The organism is Nitrospirales bacterium (assembly GCA_031315865.1).
GTDB lineage: Bacteria > Nitrospirota > Nitrospiria > Nitrospirales > UBA8639 > JAGQKC01.
The window spans coordinates 2,129,128-2,151,395 of the sequence record JALDRJ010000002.1 but is presented as its reverse complement, the minus strand read 5'-3'; the positions used below and the strand labels follow the sequence as shown (position 1 = coordinate 2,151,395).

Sequence of the window (22,268 nt, the reverse complement as noted above, 5' to 3'; positions counted from 1 at the left end):
TTACACGATTAGGAGGAGGGGTCAGGAACCCACGTTCTATCATCACCAGAAGAAAACGCCCAGGTTTGTCCACCAAGCTCTTTGGCCTTGTACATGGCTCGATCAGCCTGCCGTAGAAGGTCGGCTGGTTCCTCTGCATCAACAGGAAATAGAGCGATGCCGATACTCGTTCGAACATGAAGCGTCTGCTCTCCGTTAGACACTGGAGCCCCAATGCAATCCAAAATCTTTTGTGCCACATGTTGAGCGTCGGATGGATGTTCGAGGTCTTGAAGCAGCAACGTAAATTCATCTCCGCTCAAACGCGCAACCGTATCAGTGGCGCGAACACAATGGGTCAACCGCTCTGCCACCGTTTTGAGTAACTCATCGCCTATCAAATGCCCGAATTCATCATTGATACCTTTGAACCCATCCAGATCGATAAACAACACGGCTAGAAGCCGTTGATGACGACGGGCTTGGGCGATTCCTTGTTCGAGTCTATCCTGAAACATCGCACGATTAGGGAGATCCGTTAGAGGATCATGATAGACACGGTGAATGATCTGCGTTTCAGCTTCTTTTCTTCTGGTAATATCTTGAAGAATAGCCACGATATTCGTCAGCTGACCATCCTCGCTCACCAGCGGAGTCAAAACTTCTTCGACCGCATATTCTTGACCGTCTTTTCGTATGGCGGTTGATTCAACCTTCCAAGACTGCGACTGAAAGGCCGGCTGCGACGCTTGATTGAGCAAGTGACGAAACGGTTTAGACTGTGAAGAGGGGAGAACCGTGCCGATCAACTCTCCCGCGTCGTACCCGCTCATGCGGCAATACGCATCATTCACCCATTCAATCTTTCCTTCTGGATTTGCGATACAAACGGCATGCTCGGCATGATTGAGCGCCTTACCCTGCAGGCGCAAATGGTCGTAATTTTTAGCTAAAAACATGACTCGACTCAAATGTATCCCCAATTGCTCCATCCATGAGAGTCGATCCAAGTCAAAGGCGTCTGCATGTTGCGAACAAATCGTCAGAACGCCCAGCAGGTGGTCATGCTCCAATAGAGGGATCACCAACTGGCAATGCAATCCCTCGGAACACAACCAGTGCACGCCATGACGATCGTCAGAATGCTCGCGGGTCAAGATTTGCGCTTTCTGTTCGTCAATCGCTCGACTCACCGCCTGTGATTGGGAAGCCTGAAAACTCAAACGCTCGAAGCTTTGAGGTGTCGTGAGCACCGGATCTCCGTCATGTGCGACGATATTCACGGCAGCTTGTATTTCTTGAGTTCCAATCCAAACCAACGGATAGCCGAACGTCTCAACAAGCCGGCGACAGAACATGCTCAACGCCTGCCGTAGTGTCATCCCTGAAAGGAGCAAATGAATCAGTTCATTAGCGATATCTTGAACAGGTACGGCTTGTTGATAAGCCGCAGCTTTCCGGAATAACCAATGAACGCCCACAAGATTCCCGTCTGTATCTCGAAGAGCCGTCAGAGTACACGTGATTGCTGGAGTATCCCGTGAATGGGAAAGAAGATGGAATTCTCCCTGCCAGTTTTGCCTGTCTCCATGTAAAGACCGTAACCATTTCAGGAGAGCGTCACGATCTTTTTGAACAATCAAGGATGACAGGGAACAGCCTATTAATCGCTGTTGGGAATGTTCAAACAATTGAGCGGCACAGGAATTGGCCATCTGAATCACGCCATCGGGAGAGGTTACGATGTGACCATCAGAAGTCCCGCTCAAGAGTTCATGGCTCGAACGGTTGATGGCGAGAGCGTGCTCTGAGTTGACGGCAGAAAGGTGAAGACCAGAGACTCCGTTTTGAGCAACATCCTTTTCTCTTGGGATGTCCTGCAGGACATTTTCCAATCGCTCAAACGCGAGTGACAAAGGTTGTTCGAGAGAAGGTGGTACAGGAGTACGCTGCGATTCCAGCACTTCTAAAAGCTGGGAGAGCCGCATTTTCAATGTTTGGAGATTCGAGGGTTGCATAAGCTTCGGTCTCATCGCTTCACTCATCTATACGGCGATAACCCTTTCCGATGTCAATAGCCTATAGGCGCTAGAAACTGTAGATTCACCGTGACAAGCAAAGGCATAGAATTTGCCCAGACATTAGTATTGATGTTGTATGCCGAGTCAACTCACCAATCGAGAACGGAAAGACAGGCATCCCGTTTCAATATCCTCTTGTGCCTGAGCGTAGCGCTCAGGGGTTCCCACATCCGACCAGTATCCTGATTGCACATAACCCATGATCTTGGATCCGGCCTTCAACTCTTGAACATACGCGTCAATGATGTGAGAACGTCGCCCCAATTCGCAATGCCGAAGAACCGAAGGATGTAGCAGATGGACTCCTGCGAACATCTGTTTGCGTACCAAAGCCTGGCTCCCCAGGTCCATTTTTCCTTGCCCGTTAATTCTGAGGATTTCTCGATCGTGAGTCGACTCCACTACCCCCCATTGTTCAACATCAGGATCATCTCGTAACACTAGGGTGGCCACCGCCTGACTCGAGACATGCTCCTTACATACTTCATCCAGATTCAGTTCGATAATGGTGTCACTATTCATCACCAAAAAATCTTCGTCTTGAAAGAAGGCTTCTGCCGCACGCAACCCTCCTCCGGTTCCTAAAAGAATCGGCTCTGGTGAATAAGAAATCCGCATCCCCCACTGCTCCCCGTCGCCGAGCTCACGTTGAATCAAGTTGCCGAGATAATGCAAATTGATCATCGCTTCCGTAATCCCATATTGCTTCAGAAGCAGCAGGTTCCACACAATGAGGGGAACACCTCCGACAGGAAGGAGCGGTTTCGGAATTCTCTCAGTAAGGGGCCTGAGGCGAGTCCCTAATCCGGCCGCAAGTATCATCGCTCTCATAGGTCAGCTCGATACTGTTATTGCCACTCCGGAACGTAGGGAGAAAGGTGAGCGAACAGCTCGTGTAATTCGGGATATTTTCGAAGATTATCCTGAACGTAGCGTAAGGTCCGTGGTATGTCGGCTAGAAACTTTGGATTCTGCTTGACACGGTCAATGTAGACAAAACGCCCGGCGGCCTTGAGGTTCCGTTGAATACTCGTAAAATCAAAAAGTCTTCGAAACTCGACAGGAGCGTCGAAAGACATCGCCTTTTGCGTATCACGATCCAACCCCGCACACATTCCCTCACGATATCGGCTCAGTAACCGATCGACCATCGCCTCATCCAGAGCCACATAAGAGTCCCGTAATAAGGAAGCTAAATCATAGGTCGCCGGCCCAAGCAACGCATCCTGAAAATCTATGACCCCCAATCGTTCACCACTCACCATTAAATTACGCGAGTGATAATCGCGATGTGTAAAGACCGGAGGCTGGTCTGTCATCAATTTAGCTATGCGTTGAAATGCCTTTTGGACGGTAAACCGGTCGTCCACACTCATGGGCTTTCCTCGACGAACCTCGACCCCATATTCCAGAAAATGCTCGAACTCCCACATCAATAGGGGTTCATCGAATGCTCGTCCGAATGCGAAACAGGTCGAGGAATCACGGGACATCGCTCCCACATGCATCTTCACCAACGTATCGATGGCCTGAGCATATCGCTGCTCCCGTTCAGCCTGATCGGCTCCGATAACAGCCTCTGACAAGGTGACGTCTCCAAAATCTTCCAGATAAAGCAACCCAGCCGCTTCATCGAAATAATGCACAGTCGGAACCGTAATCGAACAGGATTGTAAAAATCTCAGAACGTTCAAAAATGGCAACTCAGTGATCTTCTGCTTCCCGCCGCTCACGGCCTCTTCAGAAGCCTTAAAGCCTTCGGGGTCGGCAAGCTGCATGACAATCAACGAGGGCATGGGGGCCTGGGTTAAGACGAGACGGTAATAACGACGATTTGATGCATCACCAGGAAGGCTTTCATAGCTCTTCAGGTCGGCACAAAACGGTAGCCGAGTTTTGAGGGTCTCTCTGATATGGTCAGTATTCAAAGGAGAAGACATGGTCGGTGGGGACAGCTTCATAAAAAGTGATTATACGAGGGCCATCCGCTTGTGTCATCGACTTCTGACGTGAGTCCAGAATGAAGGTTCTACATGGAATACACATCTCGGTCATCAGGATCGGCTTATCCATCATGGCATATTCCCTTAAGTTTGTGCATGTTATTGCCGATAAGAATAGAGGAGAACGTTCATCAGAATCTTTCAATCTTTCACTACTTCACGGAAGAGGTGGTTTATGGACATTGGAGCAATGAGAAATGTTAGCATACCGGCACCGAGAACGACGTCGACTGTTGACGATGGGGATGTCGGACAAAAAGGAAACTATTATCGTCGACGAAGGCATGATAAAAAGCACGCATCACATGAACCATCAGGAAACGAGCAGTCACCTCAGAAAAATTCACCACATACGATCGACATTCGAGTCTAGCCTCGAAGCCAATATCCAGAATTCCTTTGGCTTGCTGATTAGCCTGACTCAGGTCTAAGACTTGCATTGTTTTAGAGTTATATCCACTAGCTTTAGGCAGCCTAGTCGACGGCCTTTTATTAAATCCGAGCAGAACGGTCAAAGAACACGCATCCCCAAAACCATGAATAAAGTAAATATTTCTATCTGCACAGCTGAATGTGGTAGGGAAAATAAATTATTCTACAATATATAGTATTTTCTTTTATTCACTGGTATAGTAACCGCTAACAAATCATGGCATATAAAAGCATCGGCGATTACGGCATCATCGGTGACCTTCATACGATCGCATTAGTCGGTCTCGATGGGTCGATTGACTGGTGTTGCCTCCCTCATTTTGACTCCCCGAGTGTATTCGGAGCGATTCTAGATCACAAAGCCGGCGGTCACTTCAAGATTGCCCCAGTCCACGACGGCAATACCCGGCAAATGTACCTTCCCGAAACCAATATTCTCCTGACACGTTTTCTCCAAGATGATGGCGTGGGGGAACTCACGGATTTCATGCCCGTTGAATCTGATGAACCAGGAATACGACCACGACGGCACCAGATTATCCGAATGGTCTCGGTCGTACGTGGGCAAGTCCGATTCCGTCTTGAATGCGCTCCAGCTTTCAACTATGGACGCGACCCCCATACGGCAAAACTCGTCGAACGGGGGGCTATCTTTTGCACTGAAGCAAGCACCGTAGGGCTTGTAAGCCCTATTCCATTAAAAGTTAGAGAAGGCGTGGCATTTCAAGAGTTCATCGTCAATCAAGGGGAAAGCCTGACGTTTCTTTTAGAGTTTACGGTTGCCAATGGCAAAACCGACCTTCAAGCCACACAAGAATATGGTGATGAAGCCTTTCAAAACACCTCGGCCTTTTGGCAACGCTGGCTGGCACAATGCCAGTATGACGGCCGTTGGCGAGAAATGGTTCACCGCTCTGCCCTGACCTTGAAGCTGTTGACCTATGCTCCAACTGGCGCTATTGTTGCTGCTCCAACTACCAGCCTTCCGGAACACATTGGAGGTCCACGAAACTGGGATTATCGGTACACCTGGATACGCGATGCAGCGTTTTCACTCTACGGCCTTTTGCGCCTTGGCTTCACGGTGGAGGCCGCTCGGTTTATGGATTGGCTCAATGCTCGTTGCCATGAGCTTAACCCAGATGGCTCCCTTCAACTTGTGTACGGCATTGATGGCCGACGTAACTTAGCCGAGGAAGAACTGAATCACTTGGACGGCCATCGTGGTTCGCGACCCGTGCGAGTTGGAAATGCCGCCGCGCATCAGCTTCAACTGGACATTTACGGCACGATCATGGATGCTGTGTACCTCTATAACAAGCATGGTTCACCAATTTCCTATGATCTCTGGGTCAATCTCTGCCGGTTATTAGACTATGTGTGCGCGAATTGGGAACAACCCGATGAGGGGATATGGGAAGTCCGTGGAGGACGCAAGCACTTCGTATACTCAAAGGTCATGTGCTGGGTGGCGCTCGATCGCGGTATCCGCCTCGCTGACAATCGAGGTTATCCTGGAAACCGAGCACGGTGGATGGCCGAACGGGATCGTATCTACACCGATGTCATGCAAAAAGGCTGGAATCCCAAAGTCGGCGCATTCGTCCAGTCCTACGGGAGTGAAGCTCTGGATGCCTCGAACCTCATCATGCCTCTCGTCTTTTTTGTCTCGCCTACCGATCCACGCATGCTTTCGACGATTGACCGAACATTGGAAGAACTCGCACTCGGAAGCTTGGTCTACCGGTATGAAGTCGGCAAAGCCGCACCAGACGGACTTGAAGGCGAAGAAGGCACGTTTAGCCTCTGTACCTTCTGGCTTGTCGAAGCTTTGACAAGAGCCGGTCGATTGACCGAAGCCCGGCTGATCTTTGAGAAGATGTTAAGTTACACGAACCATCTCCGTCTTTACGCTGAAGAAGTCTCACATACCGGAGAACAGCTCGGGAACTTCCCGCAAGCCTTCACGCATTTTGGCCTGATTACGGCCGCTTCGAACCTTGACCTAGCCTTGAATTCTCGAAAAGGCACTCACACCGTTGTTCGACGAAGCCGGTCGTCTGCTCAAAAACAAAATAACGGATAATACGTTCCATTACCAACCTTTACCGAGGCCAAAGGTGGCCTTTTTACCAAGGAGGGGACAACATGGAAATCGGATTCATCGGATTGGGCAAGATGGGCATGAACATGGTGACACGTCTCCGTCGTGACGATCATCGGGTCGTGGTCTATGACCGTGCCGCCAACCTCGTAAAAGACGCTGAGAAAGTCGGATGTGTCGGGGCCTCCTCGTTAGAAGATCTGGTTACTCACCTCTCGAAACCCCGTGCAGTCTGGGTCATGGTTCCCTCCGGAGATCCTACTGAAGAAACCATTACACACATTTCAAAGCTCCTGGAACGCGATGACACCATTATTGACGGTGGAAATACCAAATTTCATGACGACCTGCGTCGCGCGAATGACTTGAAATCCCTGGGGCTTCATTACGTCGATGCCGGCACGAGCGGAGGCATCTGGGGGCTCAAGATTGGGTACTGCCTGATGGTGGGCGGCGAGGAAGTCGCGATCAAACGGCTGGAATCTATTTTTACCACGCTCGCCCCCCCCAACGGATGGGCACACGTCGGTGGACATGGTGCAGGGCATTACGTCAAGATGGTCCACAACGGCATCGAGTACAGCATCATGCAAGGCTATGCCGAGGGGTTTGAATTGATGTCGAAAAGCTCCTACAGCTTGGACCTTGCACAAATCGCCGATCTTTGGATGCAGGGTAGTGTGATTCGATCCTGGCTCTTAGAGCTGGGCGCTAGTGCGCTCAGGGAAGACCCGAAGCTCGAAAAACTCAAAGGTTATGTCCAGGATTCAGGAGAAGGCCGATGGATGTTAATGGATGCCATTGAAAAAAACGTACCCGTCCCAACCTTATCAACGGCTCTTTTCACACGATTTCGTTCGCGACAAGAAGAATCGTTTTCTGAAAAAATGCTGGCTGCACTGCGAAACGCCTTTGGCGGACACAGCGTCAGACGCTAGTATCCTAGAAATTTGCATCCCCGACCAAACGGTCGAGGCTGAAATCTTACAATGATTATATTCTCTGGTCTCATACAAGCCCGGTTGTTGTTCACACCGGCAACTTTTTAACCTTAATAATAAGGTGCAACATGGCAACCACCACCGTAACTGAACCACCTCCTACACGGTCTGAAACCGTGACGTCATCCCCGGCGGAGCCATGCACGCTCGTCATTTTTGGAGCGTCAGGGGATTTAACTCGCCGGAAGCTTTTACCCGCTATTTATAATCTTTTACTCGATGGGCTCCTCCCTGCAAACTACGCGGTCCTGGGACTCGGACGGAAACGCCTCAGTGATGAGGAGTTCGGTGAAATCGCTCGCAACGGTATCGAGAAATTTTCACGGCAAACCTTGAACCAGGAAAAATGGAAAGATTTTCAGAATCGCCTCTTCTACATGAACGGAGAGATTGACGACCTCGCGACCTTTACCAACATGAAAACTCGATTAGAAGGAATCGAGCAACAACTCAATTTGCCTGGCAATCGAATTTTTTATCTCGCGGTTCCGCCAACCACGTTTCAACCAGCATGTGAAGGTCTCCACAAGGCCGGACTGATTTATGACAGTCACAAGCCCTCGCCCTACTCACGGGTCATCATCGAAAAACCCATCGGGCGTGATTTGGCGTCGGCCAAGGAAATTAATACCATCACGGGCCGAGTCTTTGACGAATCACAGATTTATCGCATCGATCACTACCTTGGGAAAGAAACCGTCCAAAACATCATGGTCCTGCGTTTCGCGAACGCGATCTTTGAACCCATATGGAACCATCGCTATATCGATCACGTACAAATAACGGTAAGCGAAGCTGAAACCTTGGGGACACGGGCCTCGTACTATGAAGAGGCCGGGGCGTTACGGGACATGATTCAAAATCATATCCTGCAGCTTCTGTGTCTCATCGCGATGGAACCTCCGTATTCCCTCGACCCCGATGTCGTTCGCAATGTCAGGATGGATGTCTTGCGTGGGTTACGTCCTATTCGAGGGGAAGATGTGGAGACGATGACTGTTCGCGCACAATATTCTCATGGAACGATACACGGCAAAGAGGTTCCAGGATACCGACGCGAAGAAGGAGTCCAGCCAGATTCCACGACTGAAACCTATGTGGCATTAAAAGTGCTCGTTGAAAATTGGCGATGGGCGGGCGTTCCATTTTACATCCGTACCGGAAAAGCGATGCCCAAACGGGCATCGGAAATTGCGGTGCAATTCAAAGACATTCCGCAAATTCTCTTTAATGCGAACCCCAAATCGGCGCAAGCCCCGAATTTACTCACCTTGCGCATTCAGCCGGAAGAAGGCATGGCACTCAGAATTATCTCGAAACAACCCGGGAGCAAGGCCAAGACCCACCCCGTAGACATGAACTTTAAGTATGGCGATGCCTTTGACGAACCTTCGCCTGAGGCCTATGAACGGCTTTTGCTCGATGTGATGACCGGTGATGCGTCCCTGTTTATGCGCCGTGATGCCGTGGAAGCGTCCTGGACCTGGGTGACCGATATCTTAAAGGGCTGGGAAACCCATGGCACCAAATGGCTTCCTGAATACCCGGCCGGAACCTGGGGACCGGTCGAAGCCGACCGGCTCATTGAAACCGATGGCAGAAAATGGCGAAAGGTCTAGAGTAGAAAGCCAAACCGGTTCGACGCCAGCGTTCAGACTTCGCATAGAGGACATTGCCTCTTCCTAGATCACGGCATATTCCGTTTTCTAGCCCACGGCTTCCTCCCGCCTCATAGATGATCTTCCTATTGCGGGAAGACGAATGCCAATCTTCACGTCACGATAAAATAGAATATCCCCTTTTATTGTGACGCTTAAGAGGCAGTGAGGAACGTCCGACAAGACGATCATGACGCCCCCTGCATCTGTCACGACTGATCAGGAAATACTCGCAGAACTTCGCCAGGAAATCTGTGATCAGCTGGAAGGAGGTACCCTGGACCTTCCACTATTGCCTCAGGTCGCGAATCAAGTCCTGCTGGTCGCCGATGATCCAAATGCTGACCCCTCCAAATTATCATCTCTCATTCAACAGGACCAAGCCCTGGCAGGGCAGATTCTCCGCATCGCCAATTCGCCGGCTTATCTTCCTCGTTCTCCAATCGCCTCGTTGCAGCAGGCTATCGCTTGGCTCGGGTTGAATATGCTCTCTGGGATTGCTTTCTCTGTCTCAGTCCAATCCGGAGTGTTCAATGTGAAGGGGTTCGAAAAAGAAATCAAGGGACTGTGGCGTCATGCCCTCATGACGGGACTATACGGGAAAGAAATTGCCAGAAAAATTCGCCACAATGTCGAAAATGCCTTTCTATGCGGACTCCTTCATGGAATCGGCAAGCCTGTTGTCCTGCACATCGTTCTTGGCATTTCAAAGCCCAGGAACCTTCACCCCACATGGCCGATGATCGAACAATTAATGGATGAATCATACGTGCCGATTGGCTCGCAGTTGGCCGAAAGCTGGAAGCTGCCGGAACCCGTGCGTGAAACCATTCGTTTGCACCAAGAGCAGGCCTATACGCAATCAACATCTCCGACCAAAGGCGCGATCATTACATGTCTCGCGAGCACAATGGCCTCTTTCCATCTTGACCCGATGAGCATTGACGAAGACGCGCTCCGCACGTTGCCCGTCGTCCAGGATTTAAATTTTTATCCAGAAGACATGGACGCCTTACTCGAGCTACACGATTCGATCGATTCTAGCGTGGAATGCATGATTTTATGAACACGGATACCCACTACGATATCCTGGTCATCGGCAGCGGACCCGCTGGGCAAAAAGCCGCCATTCAGGGAGCCAAAGCCGGTAAACGCACAGCACTGATCGAGCAGAACCGGGAAGTCGGCGGATCGTGTGTGTACCAAGGGACAATCCCGAGCAAGACTCTTCGGGAGAGCGCGCTACAAATGGTGCGTTTTCAACGCACGACAGAAGTATTCGAATTCAAGATGCGGGATGACATCAAAATCGCGAGTCTCATGAAACGATTAGAGCAAGTCGTGAAAGCCCATGGGACATATATGAAGGAACAAATCGGAAGGAACCATATTGACTGTATTCACGGCCGCGCAAAGTTTCTCTCCGACCACGAAGTGCAAGTGAAAGGGATTAACGGAAAATCCCATACGCTTACCGCTGATGTTATCGTGATCGGAACTGGATCAAGCCCCCGGGTTCCAGACAATGTTCCAGTCGATCATGAGAACATTCTCGACAGCGATTCCATTCTTTCGCTGGTCTATCTTCCAAAGTCTCTGACTGTCTTGGGCGGAGGCGTGATCGCGAGTGAATATGCCTCAATCTTTGCGCTCTTGGGAGTCCAGGTCACGATGATCGACGCATCAGACCGCCCACTTCGATTTCTCGACAAAGAACTCACCGACGAATTTTGTGAAGCATTTCAAGCTACTGGTGGAACGTATCGAGGAGACCAGAAAATCAAGGAAGCTCATTGGGACGGGTATTCCAAAGTCATCACGACTTTCGAGAACGGAGATACGGTCGAAAGCGAAAAACTGCTCGTCGCCCTCGGACGCATCGCCAATATCACATACCTCAATATTGAAGCCGCTGGATTGACTCCCACCAATCGAGGTCTCATTCCCGTGAATGCCGACTGTCAAACCGATGTGTCGCATATCTACGCAGTCGGAGACGTGATTGGCCCTCCCTCCCTTGCCTCGTGTTCGATGGAACAGGGACGACGCGCCACGTGCCATGCCCTGGGAATCTCTCCTGGCGTCAATCCTGAAAACATTCCCATGGGCATCTACACGATCCCAGAAATGTCGAGTGTGGGGCTCAGCGAAGACGAAGCGGTCAAAAAATTCGGTGGATCGCTCGTCGGACGATCCCGATTCAAAGAAATCGCCCGCGGGCAAATATCCGGAATGACGATGGGAATGTTAAAAATGGTCGCCGACCCCAAGGGAGAAAAACTCCTCGGGGTACACATCGTGGGAGAAGGCGCGACCGAGTTGATTCATATCGGTCAGATGGGCTTATTGCATCATGTGAACATTGATAGTTTCGTAGAAAATATCTTCAACTTTCCCACGCTGGCAGAAGCCTACCGCGTGGCCGCGCTCGACATCACCAAGCAACGCCGCCTGTAAAATTACGAGCATTTTCGATGGGCCAATACCCCATCGCTACGCATAATCGCTTACCAAAAGGATACGTCCTGTATCTTTTTCAATAACGGATCATCCCGAATGAATCGCACCTGGCCTCTCAGCCACACGTCATTCTTGAAAATTTCCAACATTCTCAGAAAAACTTTTTCTCCGCTCTCGTAGATTCCTGGGGAATCTTTCTTGCAGTTTCAAAATTCATCAATACACAGGACTTTAATCGCACTGTCATACAACGAGGATCGGATGAGCAAACACATTGTCGTATTTTCAGATGGAACTGGGAACAGCTCAGCCAAGCTCTTTAAAACGAATGTCTGGAGGCTCTATCAAGCCTTGGATCTTTCAGGCCCTGATGATTCCTGTCCAGATCGGCCGACGCAGATTGCTTATTATGATGATGGCGTCGGCACCTCAGCGTTTAAACCGCTGGCCTTGCTTGGCGGAGCATTCGGATGGGGGCTGAAACGCAATGTGATCGATCTCTACACATTTCTCTCCTGGAACTACAAGCCCGGTGACCAGATTTATTGTTTTGGCTTTAGCCGAGGGGCGTTTACTATCCGTGTGCTGTCTGAGCTCGTCAGATGTCAAGGGCTCATAACTGCTCAAAACACTCGAAAACTCCGGAAACTCGCCACCAATGCCTTTAACAAGCACAGACGCCTGTGCCAGCGTGGGCACTACAAACATAATCTGAAGGCACTAGCCAGACAGATGGGAATGCAGAAAATCGCAGATACATTTCGTGAATCATACCCGACAACGGACGCACAAATCGGGCCTCCAATCACCTTCCTCGGCTTGTGGGACACCGTAGCTGCGTACGGATTGCCCATCGACGAATTAACACGTGCGTGGGATGCCGTGTTTCCGATACGGCCGAAACACATTCTTGATAAAAATGTGGATCGAGTTTGTCATGCCCTCGCACTCGACGATGAGCGCAACTCCTTTCACCCTCAACTGTTAAGCGAACTACACGCGCGAGAAAACGCGCAAAACCCTGCCCATTACATCGAAGATACACGAGTGGCACAAGTCTGGTTCGCCGGGGCGCATACCAATGTCGGAGGTGGATATCCCGATGACGGGTTATCCTATGTCTCTCTAGCATGGATGATGCAAGAAGCTGAACGAAAAGGACTTCGGTTTAAAGAACATGATGCGAAACGCATTCGAGAACAAACCAATCCCCTGGGAAAAATTTACGATGCCAGACAGGGGTTGGGTGGAGCCTATCGGTACCTTCCAAGGAAGTTGGAATGCCTGATACACAACGATGACGACCGTGACGATCCCATCAAGATTGCGTATCCCAAAATTCACGAAAGTGTCATCCAACGCATTCGCGCAGGAATCGATGCCTATGCCCCTATCGGACTTCCAGCACACTATGCCGTCGTGACCGCCGATGGACGAATCATCGATCAACCCGTGAAAGATGAACCGTCGTCAACCTTGATCGAACACGCCTCAACAGCTCAATCCCGAGCGCAATGGCAGGAATCCGTGTGGAATCTCGTGTGGTGCAAACGCATCGCCTATTTTGCCTCGGTCTTCGTTTCCGGAGGACTACTTGCCTTTCCGCTCTACAGGCCGGCAACAGAAGCCTGCACAGGAACCCTGTGCGCACTCTCGCCAATCATCACCATCATTGGCGCATTTCTCCCCAATCTACTACAGCCTTGGCTTGAAGCGTTCAAGAGCCATCCCGGCACATTAGGAACCCTCGTGCTTCTTCTCATCGGCCTTATTTCCATCGGATGCCACATACAGGTTTCCATCACGGACCGCATGCGAACCCTGTGGAAGCCATTCACGCACCCCACGGAATCTTCAACAACCACAGCGACTTTCCGCGACAACGCCATCTATCGATTTCGAACGCACTGGCTGTACCAGGCCTTCTTCAAGCTCATGAAACAACGGGTGCTGCCGTTTGCCGCCGGACTGGTCTCTGTGATCCTCATCGTCCAAGGGACCAGTCACATCATATTTTCGATGATGAACTCGGGTGGGTTGATTTGCCAAAAGACACAAGAATCGCGGATGGCTTCAGAAGCTATCAACGCAGGCGTCTTCTCGACGAATGCCTTATGCTGGGCCAGCGGAATTCGGCTCAAAGCCGGTCAACACTATCGGCTCACCTTCTCCATGAACGAGCAAGCGCCATGGAATGATAATGGCATTCCAACAGATATGAATGGATTTACATGGGAGAAGATGACGCCTCCAATGTATGGAGGACTCCTCTTACGCCGTCACCTTGGTGAACCGTGGGTTAAGCCCATCGCGCGGATCGGCAGTCAAGGGAGCGACGAATACCCACTTCATCCGACAGCGTCCCCCTCTCACTCATCCCAAAATACTACTATTCAGACATCCACATTAATCACTGAACTCAAAGCCCGACGGGACGGAGAACTCTTTTTGTTTATTAACGATTCTATTCTGCCCGGACCTGAACCATGGCAAATGTTTTACAAGAACAATCACGGTCATGCGTCGATCACGATTGAACCGATTGATAGTCCGGCACCGACCGGGCTGGCAAGTCGTTCCTATGATGAAGCGCTAAGCCGTAGTTAACATATGCCAGGCACGATATACGATTGCACATGTAAGCCTACTCCTTCACCGTGAACCGCCCATGAAACGAACAACCAAAACTATGTTCGAGCTTCCCAAAAGGTATCTCAAGAAACTCCAATCGCTCGGAAAGTCTGAAACAAAAGAACACGACACTTATATTGAAGGAACCAACAGCGACAAACTATGGAAAACAGAGTGGGAACGATACCTCAAACACCGCTGGCCTCGCCCAGAACGAACATCGGAATTCAATGAACCCACAGTCGATGCCAATCTCGTTGGATTGGCTCTCTCCGGAGGAGGGATCCGTTCAGCAACCTTTAACTTAGGACTCCTCCAATCGCTCGCACGAGTTAAACTGCTTAAATACATCGATTACCTGTCGACGGTGTCTGGAGGGAGCTATATCGGTAGCTGCCTCACAAAGCATTTATGCGAAGAAGAGAGCCAGTTAGAGGGAACGAGATTTCCTTTTGCTTATCCAGCTCAAGAAGGACAAACTGGAGAAGAACGGCCGGAAGTTCGGCATCTTCGCAATCATAGTAAGTTCCTCGCGCCACAAAGCGGTCTGTTTTCACTTCACACTTGGCACCTTGTCGGAACATATCTCAGCGGACTGCTTGTTCTCCTTCCTGTCCCAGCGTCAGTCCTGATCCTCGCGGCTGGAATTCTCGACCTGGCTTCCATCGTTATCTCCTGGGATTTTTCGACGGGTGGATGGCAAAACAACGCCTTCTGGCAAGAAGAGCTCATGAAAAATTGGAAGCCCTCGAACTGTCAAACTGATATGAATTTGTGGTCTTTTCTCATTGAGGACAAGGGACTTCGTTGTTGGTTTTTCGGTGCATGGGCCCCCAGCGGATTACACCGAATTCTCGTCGCGGTTGACGCTGGATTACTTGCATTCTTTTTCATCGAGATCCTGGTCTATTTAGGATTCACAAAAACCAATGGAGGCTCGAATGGAAATGGATCATCTAAAGGCAGTACCGACCCGCTCAGATGCAAAGCTGGACAAGCCAAACGTCGTGAAAGACTTGCCCGTCTTCAAGCATATACGCTCATGGCAACATTCATTGTTTTTCTCATCAATATCCTACCGACACTTGTCGCTCTCTCTCCAAACATTTGGGTCTATTTACTGGGAAGGAACATGGAGGAATTCATTTATCATATAGCAGCATTATCACTACTCCTTTCTCTACTGCTAACACTCAGTGCCAACCGAAATTGGGAGAAAAAATGGATCAACCAACTTTCTCTATTCTTAGGAAAAGCTGGAGTTGTAATATTCTTAGTACTATTGGGATTAACCCTGTTAAACTTTTATCTCCATCATAAAATACCGGCCGCTGTACTTTCGTTTGTAACGATGATCGTTGCATTTCTTTTTCTCGATCCAAATCGAGCTTCACTCCATTTCTTCTACCGAGACCGACTCGCACAAGCCTACCTGTCAAGTGCTCAAGGCACGTCTAATGAGTTTGTTCCGGACCATGATCTGCTGCTCAGAGAGCTCTATCCTCATCTTTCTGACAAGAAACTAACTGACAACCAAACATTTTCGGCTCCCTATCACTTGATCAACGCCGCAATCAACTTAACCGGCGATTGCGACAAAGAAAACAGATTACGTGGACGCAAGTCTCATCTCTTTGAGTTTTCTGGATACTATTGCGGATCTAAAGCTACCGGCTGGCGGGACACAAAAGAATATGCATCAGGAGAGATGGACGTCGCGACGGCCATGGCGATTTCCGGTGCGGCCGCAGGCCCACAAATGGGAATGTACACGAGCCGTCCCCTTGGGATCTTGATGGCCTTACTGAATATACGACTCGGTTCTTGGGAACCAAACCCCCAAGAACTTCCTGGGGTCGGCGACTTATTAAAAACATTCTTCCTTGAATTATTCGCACTCACCAGTCGACACACACCTTATGTCAACCTTTCCGATGGCGGGCATTTTGAGAATCTCGGCTTGTATGCTCTCATACAACGACGATGCCGCTATATCATCGTGTCGGACGCAGGACATGATAAAGATTCACTATTTGAAGACCTCGAAGGCACGCTACGAAAAATTCGTATTGATTTTGGAGTCGAAATTGAAGAGTTTAACCCTGAAAGCTTAAAGCCCGGAAACAACGGATATAGCGAAGCCTACTGCGCGATTGGAAAAATCGTCTATCCATTAAAAGAAGAGGGGGAAAAAGAGTATGGCACGCTTATCTATTTCAAACCCATGATGTTTTCCGATTTACCCATTGACATTATTCAATATCAAAAGAAAAACCCGAAATTCCCTCATGATTCAACGTTGAACCAATTGTTCGATGAAGCCCGCTTCGAAAATTATCGCACACTTGGTTATCACATCGGTAAAAAGATTTTTTCTCCTGGTGAGAATCGTGCAAATGCTCCAAATGCATTCGATGTCAACGCTATTTTTGAACCCATCATCGAGCCGAGAAACCATGAGGATCATCGTTTATCGATCAATGGTCAACACACTTTAGCCATAGACCTGATCACAAAAACTTCACCAACAAACACAGCAGTCCCTTCTACCATATAACGGTACTATACAAGGCTCAGATTTGGGAGGGAGGGGGTATACATCGGGTTGCACTCACCTTCGATCGTTCACATCTAGGGAATAGCTAGCGTCTCGGCATGAAGAATGGTCAAGCGAGTCAAGAATCAAGGTGGGGTTTTTATCTACCTCGATGCGCTAAAACTTGTTGACTGAAAATTACCTTACAGAACGCTACGCGAATTAGCCTGTCATGATTAAGGTACCATCCTGTTTGACTGGATGACCCGATAGACTTATTGTTTCCCCACGCACAATCCCGCTTCGACAGCCTGCTCCAATCTCGCCAAGTCTTTCAGGACATCCGATCTGACATGGACACGGATCACTCGACGCCCTTTAGCCGTGAGGCTTTTTAAATCTCCTAACGCTTGGGCGGCTTTGAGCACGCCGAACGTATACGGTTCGCCAGGTATGGCCAAATCCTCCGCATCCTCACACGTCACTTGAATAAATACTCCGGAATTGGGCCCGCCCTTGTGCAACTGGCCGGTCGAATGAAGGAATCGTGGCCCATATCCCAATGTGGTCGCCACATGTTTCGTGTCACGAATCTTTGTGCGCAGACGCTGAAAGACCCCTTGGGCTTCCTCTGTGTGTTCCACATAGGCGTTGATCGCGACATAATCGCCGGATTTGACTCGAGCGAGATGCTTCGCAAGGACCGCTTCTAAGGAAGAAGCGCCATTCAACGCGGCATGGTTTGCCTTGTCGGCATATACCTGAATGCCCTCATCGATCAACATGGGATCATTCTCCGAAAGCTTTCCGGTTTTCTTGAATTCATCAAGGTAGGCCTTCGTATAGTCTTTGCTCTCTTGAACATTGGGTTGATCAAATGCGTTGATTTTCAGGATGGACCCTGCTACCGCGGTGGCCATTTCCCACAAGAAAAATTCTTGTCCGACATTCATTAGATCTGCATGATCGACACGAATGACAGGATGTCCAGCCTTTTCAAGCTCAGAAATTTTCGCGTCCTGTTCAGGACATGGCTCCTTGGAATAGCGGACATAGGCAAAGATCCGGTCCTGTCCATAAGACTCAGACCCGCCCAAGGGCTCTCCAGCAACGGGAATAATCCCTGTTCCTTCTTTTCCCGTACTCTCGGCCACGAGCTGTTCCAGCCATGCGCCAAGATCCCAAATAGCCGGAGAGGTCACGAAGGTCAGCTTATCTCGCCCTGCTTTGGCCAACGTTCCCAGCACCGCGCCTAGTTTCACACCGGGATTGTCAGCGGCTGGAACCGAGGCGTCACACGCGTAACGCATGCGTTCTGCCTGCTGAAGAAGGCGATCGATATCCAGCCCCATCAGAGCCGCCGGAACGATTCCAAAATTGGATAGCGCCGAATACCGCCCTCCGATTTCCGGAACCCCGGGAAGAATGTGTCGAAACTTCAACTGTTTGGCCACACCTTCAAGCAAAGACCCAGGGTCGGTAATCGCGATGAAGTGGTCTCCTGCTTTGTCACCCACGACCTGTTTCATCCGTTCATAAAAATACTTCTGAAACACCAAGGGTTCGGTCGTCGATCCGGACTTACTCGCCACGATACAAACCGTCGCGGCTAAATCGACCTGATTCTCGAATGCCCGAACCTGCGATGGCACAGTGCTATCCAAAACATGCAATTCTGGATATCCGGGTATGGTGCCAAATGTCATGCGAAGGACTTCTGGGCATAGGCTACTTCCTCCCATGCCCAGAAGCAGGACATGTTTGAACCCGGCCTCCTTGACGTCTTTGGCCACTGCTTGCAGTTGGCTCACATGAGGTAACTGCTCTTGGGAAATCGTCAGCCATCCCAGCGCCTGACGGATAATCTTCTGATGACCGGCATCACGATGCCAGACAGTGGGATCCTTGGCCCATACTCGACGCACGACATCATTTTTTTGCAACTCAGCCAGCTGTTCATTCACGGCCCCTTCCCATGTGCCGAGAGCATAGCTCACTCGGTCAATTTTCTCGCCGAGCACGTCAGCACGTTTACGGCTGATGACCCCCATTAATTGCTCGAATGCCTCGACGAACAATCTGGCCCCATCGCGCAAGAGCGTATTCGTGACTTCCTCCATCGAAATCCCGGCTTCGGCCAACTGTTTCATCGTGGCCTTGGCTTCGGCCAAACCTTCCCCGATCGTCGACTTGACGACACCATGATCCCGGAACGCCGTAAACGTAGCTTCTGGCATCGTATTCACAGTATCCGACCCGATCAGGTTATCCACATAGAGCGTATCGGGATACTTGGGATTCTTCGTCCCGGTGCTTGCCCATAACACCCGCTGAGGCCTGGCCCCTTTGGCCTTCAAGGCCTGAAATTCTGGGCTGTTAAAAATCTCCTCAAATTGTTCATAAGCCAGTTTGGCGTTGGCGATGGCGACGGTTCCCATCAGACCCTCTAAGACTGCCTTCTCATCAGCATCCTTGGCGACGTGAAGTTTCGCCTCCAGTTGCTTATCGATCAGACTGTCGATTCGGCTCACAAAAAAGCTTGCCACCGACGCCATTTGACTCACATCGCCTCCGTTCTTCGCTAATCGTTCGAGGCCGTGAATATACCGCCAGGCCACTTGCACATACATATCGACGCTAAACAACAGTGTGACATTGATGTTGATCCCTCGAGCGATCAATTCTTCGATGGCCGGCAAGCCTTCAGCCGTGGCTGGCACTTTGATCATGACATTCTTTCGGGCCACGGCTTGATGCAAGCGAACAGCCTCGTCAATGCTACCCTGAGTGTCATAAGCCAACGTTGGTGAGACTTCTAAACTCACATAGCCGTCACGCCCCTTCGTGCGTTCATAGACGACGTGCATTATGTCGGCGGCATCCTGAATGTCTTGGATAGCTAAACGTTCATAAATTTCTTTGACGCCAATCACCTCGACAGCGGCCTGCGTGAGAGACTCATCATAATCCGAACTCCCCGCGATGGCCTTTTCAAAGATCGCGGGATTGGAGGTCATACCCATGAGCCCATCTTGTTCGATGAGCTTCCCCAATTCGCCAGAGGTCATCAAGCCGCGACGGATGTAATCGTACCAGGGACTTTGTCCGCACTCTTCCAGTTGGACCAAGGGATTCATCTTGATGTCTCCTTGCCTAATTGGTTCACGGTTGTCATTTCATGCCGACGAACTTCTCTCTCAGAAAAACCGAATGTCCACATACATTCCCATGACCAGACTCTCTGTGCCCCCATTCCGGAACGTCGAAGAATCCCGGTCATGCAGGATGGACGAATGAAAGATTTTTGGCCTGCTCAAGTTGCGCTTTAGCCGCCACCACGACATGTTCCGATGAAAATCCGAATTTTTTGGCCAATTCTTTTAATGGGGCTGACGCACCGAACGTCTTCATACCGATGCTCTGTCCCTTCGTTCCGATGTATTGGCCCCATCCAAAAGTCGAGGCCAGCTCAACAGAGACACGAGCAGTGACGTGAGGCGGAAGCACCGCATCTCGATACCCTAGAGGTTGTTGTTCGAATATCTCCCAAGAGGGCATACTGACGACGCGGCATTTCACCCCCTCGACCTTCAATTGTTCATAGGCTTCGATACACATCGACACTTCACTCCCGGTCGCGAGCAACAAGACGTCAGGTTCTCCATCATCCGCGTCCGCTAAAATATACGCCCCTTTCGCGACACCCTCTGCAGAAGCGTATTTCGTACGATCGAGTGTGGGAAGAGCCTGTCGAGTCAGGATTAACGCCGCCGGTTCATGCCGCAACCCCATGATGACTTTCCAGGCTTCAACGACTTCGTTTGCATCGGCCGGACGTAACGTCACCAATCCGGGAATGGCTCGCAGAGATGGCAAATGCTCGATGGGTTGATGCGTCGGACCATCCTCTCCCACCCCGATGGAGTCATGCGTAAAGATATGAATGACCGGAATTTCCATTAAGGCACTCAGGCGAATGGCCGGACGCGCATAGTCGCTAAAGATGAAAAAGCCAGACCCATAGGGTCGAACTTTCGAGAGTGAGAGGCCATTTAATATCGCACCCATCGCATGCTCTCGCACACCGAAATGCACGTTGCGGCCGGTTCGATTCGTCGCCGTAAAGTCGCCAGCCCCCTCAAAGGTCAATCGCGTTTTCGTACTCGGAGCCAAGTCAGCCGACCCGCCGAGTAACCAGGGTACGTTTTCGGCCAAAATATTCAGCACCTTACCAGATGCATCCCGACCCGCCAGGCCTTTGCCATCAGCCGGGAAAACTGGAAGCCCACGATCCCACCCTGACGGCAGTTGACGATGTTGCATCCGATACAGATGATCGGCCAGTTCTTGAAAGTGCTGCTTGTAGTCTTCGAATAGGGCCATCCAATCGTTTCGTAATTTTTTCCCGCGCACTCCGATGCCTTCTTGAAAATGCTGGACGACTTCCGAAGGAACGAGAAATTTTGCATCTTCCGGCCAACCATAATTTCGTTTGGTAAGACGAATTTCTTCCTCTCCCAATGGTTCGCCATGAGCCGCCTGCGTATCCTGTTTGTGCGGAGCGCCAAAGGCAATGTGACTGTCGACGATGATTAGTGTGGGACGTTCCGTTTCCTTTTGGAAGGTTTCAAAGGCTTTCCTCAGCATCTCCAAGTCGTTCGCATCGCCGACTCGCGTCACGTTCCATCCATAGGCCATAAACCGAGTGGCCACATCGTCACTGAAGGCCCAATCCGTGTGGCCTTCGATCGTAATTTTATTGTTGTCGTAAATCCAGCAGAGGTTGGAAAGCTTGAGGTGGCCGGCCAAAGAGGCCGCTTCGCTGGAGACCCCTTCCATCATGCAACCATCACCACAGAGAGCATAGGTGTGATAATTGATCATCTCATAGCCCGGTCTGTTGAAATACCCGGCCATCCATCGTTCAGCCATCGCCATGCCGACACTCGTGGCCACGCCTTGGCCCAATGGGCCGGTCGTGGTCTCAACACCAGAGGTCCACCGGTATTCGGGATGCCCCGGGCACTTGCTTTCGAGTTGACGAAAATGCTTGATGTCATCCAGGGACACCGAGGGTTTGCCCAGGGTTTCGTATTCCGCATTGACCGCTTTCACTCCCGTCAAATGCAGGATGGAATACAGCAACATCGAAGCATGACCAATGGACAGCACAAACCGATCGCGATTCGGCCAGATAGGGTCCTCGGGATCAAATCGTAATATTTGATTCCATAGGCTATACACGACTGGCGCCATCGCCATTGGCGTTCCGGGATGTCCGGAATTCGCAGCTTGCACGGCATCCATTGATAGAGTTCGAATGGTATTGATGCTTAGAAGATCAAGAGACTCGCGATCATCCTTCATGATTGTTTCCTCCTCG

General features: G+C 50.4%; 13 protein-coding genes. 8 read left to right on the top strand and 5 right to left on the bottom strand.

Features of this window, described 5'->3' with window-relative positions:
- Positions 1–8: 8 nt before the first annotated feature.
- From MRJ96_09935 to MRJ96_09925, 3 genes are all read right to left on the bottom strand, one after another.
- A complete protein-coding gene (locus MRJ96_09935; GenBank protein ID MDR4501756.1) occupies positions 9–2,012 on the bottom strand; it encodes a diguanylate cyclase in 2,004 nt (667 codons plus the stop codon).
- A gap of 132 nt (positions 2,013–2,144) precedes the next feature.
- A complete protein-coding gene (locus tag MRJ96_09930) occupies positions 2,145–2,891 on the bottom strand; it encodes an NDP-sugar synthase (protein ID MDR4501755.1) in 747 nt (248 codons plus the stop codon).
- 17 nt (positions 2,892–2,908) lie between these two features.
- Positions 2,909–4,021: a phosphotransferase gene (locus MRJ96_09925; protein MDR4501754.1), complete on the bottom strand. Its 1,113-nt coding sequence runs from the start codon at positions 4,019–4,021 to the stop codon at positions 2,909–2,911.
- A 239-nt stretch (positions 4,022–4,260) separates the two neighbouring features.
- Between MRJ96_09925 and MRJ96_09920 the strand changes: the two genes are divergently transcribed.
- The 8 genes from MRJ96_09920 to MRJ96_09885 all read left to right on the top strand — a co-directional run bounded on the left by MRJ96_09920 (position 4,261) and on the right by MRJ96_09885 (position 16,906).
- Positions 4,261–4,494 (top strand): hypothetical protein, encoded by a 234-nt coding sequence (locus tag MRJ96_09920; protein ID MDR4501753.1) that lies wholly within the window; start codon positions 4,261–4,263, stop codon positions 4,492–4,494.
- Positions 4,495–4,712: 218 nt separating this feature from the next.
- Positions 4,713–6,581 (top strand): glycoside hydrolase family 15 protein, encoded by a 1,869-nt coding sequence (locus tag MRJ96_09915; protein MDR4501752.1) that lies wholly within the window; start codon positions 4,713–4,715, stop codon positions 6,579–6,581.
- Between the two features lie 62 nt (positions 6,582–6,643).
- Complete coding sequence (gnd, locus tag MRJ96_09910; protein MDR4501751.1) at positions 6,644–7,537, top strand: decarboxylating 6-phosphogluconate dehydrogenase; 894 nt, start codon at positions 6,644–6,646, stop codon at positions 7,535–7,537.
- A 131-nt stretch (positions 7,538–7,668) separates the two neighbouring features.
- A complete protein-coding gene (zwf, locus tag MRJ96_09905; GenBank protein MDR4501750.1) occupies positions 7,669–9,219 on the top strand; it encodes a glucose-6-phosphate dehydrogenase in 1,551 nt (516 codons plus the stop codon).
- Between the two features lie 229 nt (positions 9,220–9,448).
- A complete protein-coding gene (locus MRJ96_09900; protein MDR4501749.1) occupies positions 9,449–10,324 on the top strand; it encodes an HDOD domain-containing protein in 876 nt (291 codons plus the stop codon).
- The gene (sthA, locus tag MRJ96_09895) at positions 10,321–11,715 is read left to right on the top strand and encodes a Si-specific NAD(P)(+) transhydrogenase (GenBank protein MDR4501748.1); all 1,395 of its coding nucleotides are present in this window, start codon (positions 10,321–10,323) and stop codon (positions 11,713–11,715) included. The genes MRJ96_09900 and sthA overlap by 4 nt, the downstream gene beginning before the upstream one ends.
- A gap of 264 nt (positions 11,716–11,979) precedes the next feature.
- Positions 11,980–14,325, top strand: coding sequence for a DUF2235 domain-containing protein (locus tag MRJ96_09890; protein MDR4501747.1), 2,346 nt, complete (start codon positions 11,980–11,982; stop codon positions 14,323–14,325).
- A gap of 754 nt (positions 14,326–15,079) precedes the next feature.
- Positions 15,080–16,906, top strand: a complete 1,827-nt coding sequence (locus MRJ96_09885) for a hypothetical protein (GenBank protein ID MDR4501746.1) — start codon at positions 15,080–15,082, stop codon at positions 16,904–16,906.
- A gap of 254 nt (positions 16,907–17,160) precedes the next feature.
- On the opposite strand, the gene MRJ96_09880 is transcribed toward MRJ96_09885, so the two are convergent.
- Together MRJ96_09880 and tkt are read right to left on the bottom strand one after the other, a co-directional pair.
- On the bottom strand, positions 17,161–20,022 hold the full coding sequence (locus MRJ96_09880; GenBank protein MDR4501745.1) for a bifunctional transaldolase/phosoglucose isomerase: 2,862 nt from the start codon (positions 20,020–20,022) through the stop codon (positions 17,161–17,163).
- A gap of 139 nt (positions 20,023–20,161) precedes the next feature.
- Positions 20,162–22,252: a transketolase gene (gene tkt, locus MRJ96_09875; GenBank protein ID MDR4501744.1), complete on the bottom strand. Its 2,091-nt coding sequence runs from the start codon at positions 22,250–22,252 to the stop codon at positions 20,162–20,164.
- Positions 22,253–22,268 lie beyond the last annotated feature (16 nt).

Excerpts from the sequence above, each read along its gene's own strand:
- MRJ96_09935 (MDR4501756.1), bottom strand. The coding sequence starts at position 2,012 with ATGAGACCGAAGCTTATGCAACCCTCGAATCTCCAAACATTGAAAATG.
- MRJ96_09930 (MDR4501755.1), bottom strand. The coding sequence starts at position 2,891 with ATGAGAGCGATGATACTTGCGGCCGGATTAGGGACTCGCCTCAGGCCC.
- MRJ96_09925 (MDR4501754.1), bottom strand. The coding sequence starts at position 4,021 with ATGAAGCTGTCCCCACCGACCATGTCTTCTCCTTTGAATACTGACCAT.
- MRJ96_09920 (MDR4501753.1), top strand. The coding sequence starts at position 4,261 with ATGTTAGCATACCGGCACCGAGAACGACGTCGACTGTTGACGATGGGG.
- MRJ96_09915 (MDR4501752.1), top strand. The coding sequence starts at position 4,713 with ATGGCATATAAAAGCATCGGCGATTACGGCATCATCGGTGACCTTCAT.
- gnd (MDR4501751.1), top strand. The coding sequence starts at position 6,644 with ATGGAAATCGGATTCATCGGATTGGGCAAGATGGGCATGAACATGGTG.
- zwf (MDR4501750.1), top strand. The coding sequence starts at position 7,669 with ATGGCAACCACCACCGTAACTGAACCACCTCCTACACGGTCTGAAACC.
- MRJ96_09900 (MDR4501749.1), top strand. The coding sequence starts at position 9,449 with ATGACGCCCCCTGCATCTGTCACGACTGATCAGGAAATACTCGCAGAA.
- sthA (MDR4501748.1), top strand. The coding sequence starts at position 10,321 with ATGAACACGGATACCCACTACGATATCCTGGTCATCGGCAGCGGACCC.
- MRJ96_09890 (MDR4501747.1), top strand. The coding sequence starts at position 11,980 with ATGAGCAAACACATTGTCGTATTTTCAGATGGAACTGGGAACAGCTCA.
- MRJ96_09885 (MDR4501746.1), top strand. The coding sequence starts at position 15,080 with ATGAAAAATTGGAAGCCCTCGAACTGTCAAACTGATATGAATTTGTGG.
- MRJ96_09880 (MDR4501745.1), bottom strand. The coding sequence starts at position 20,022 with ATGAATCCCTTGGTCCAACTGGAAGAGTGCGGACAAAGTCCCTGGTAC.
- tkt (MDR4501744.1), bottom strand. The coding sequence starts at position 22,252 with ATGAAGGATGATCGCGAGTCTCTTGATCTTCTAAGCATCAATACCATT.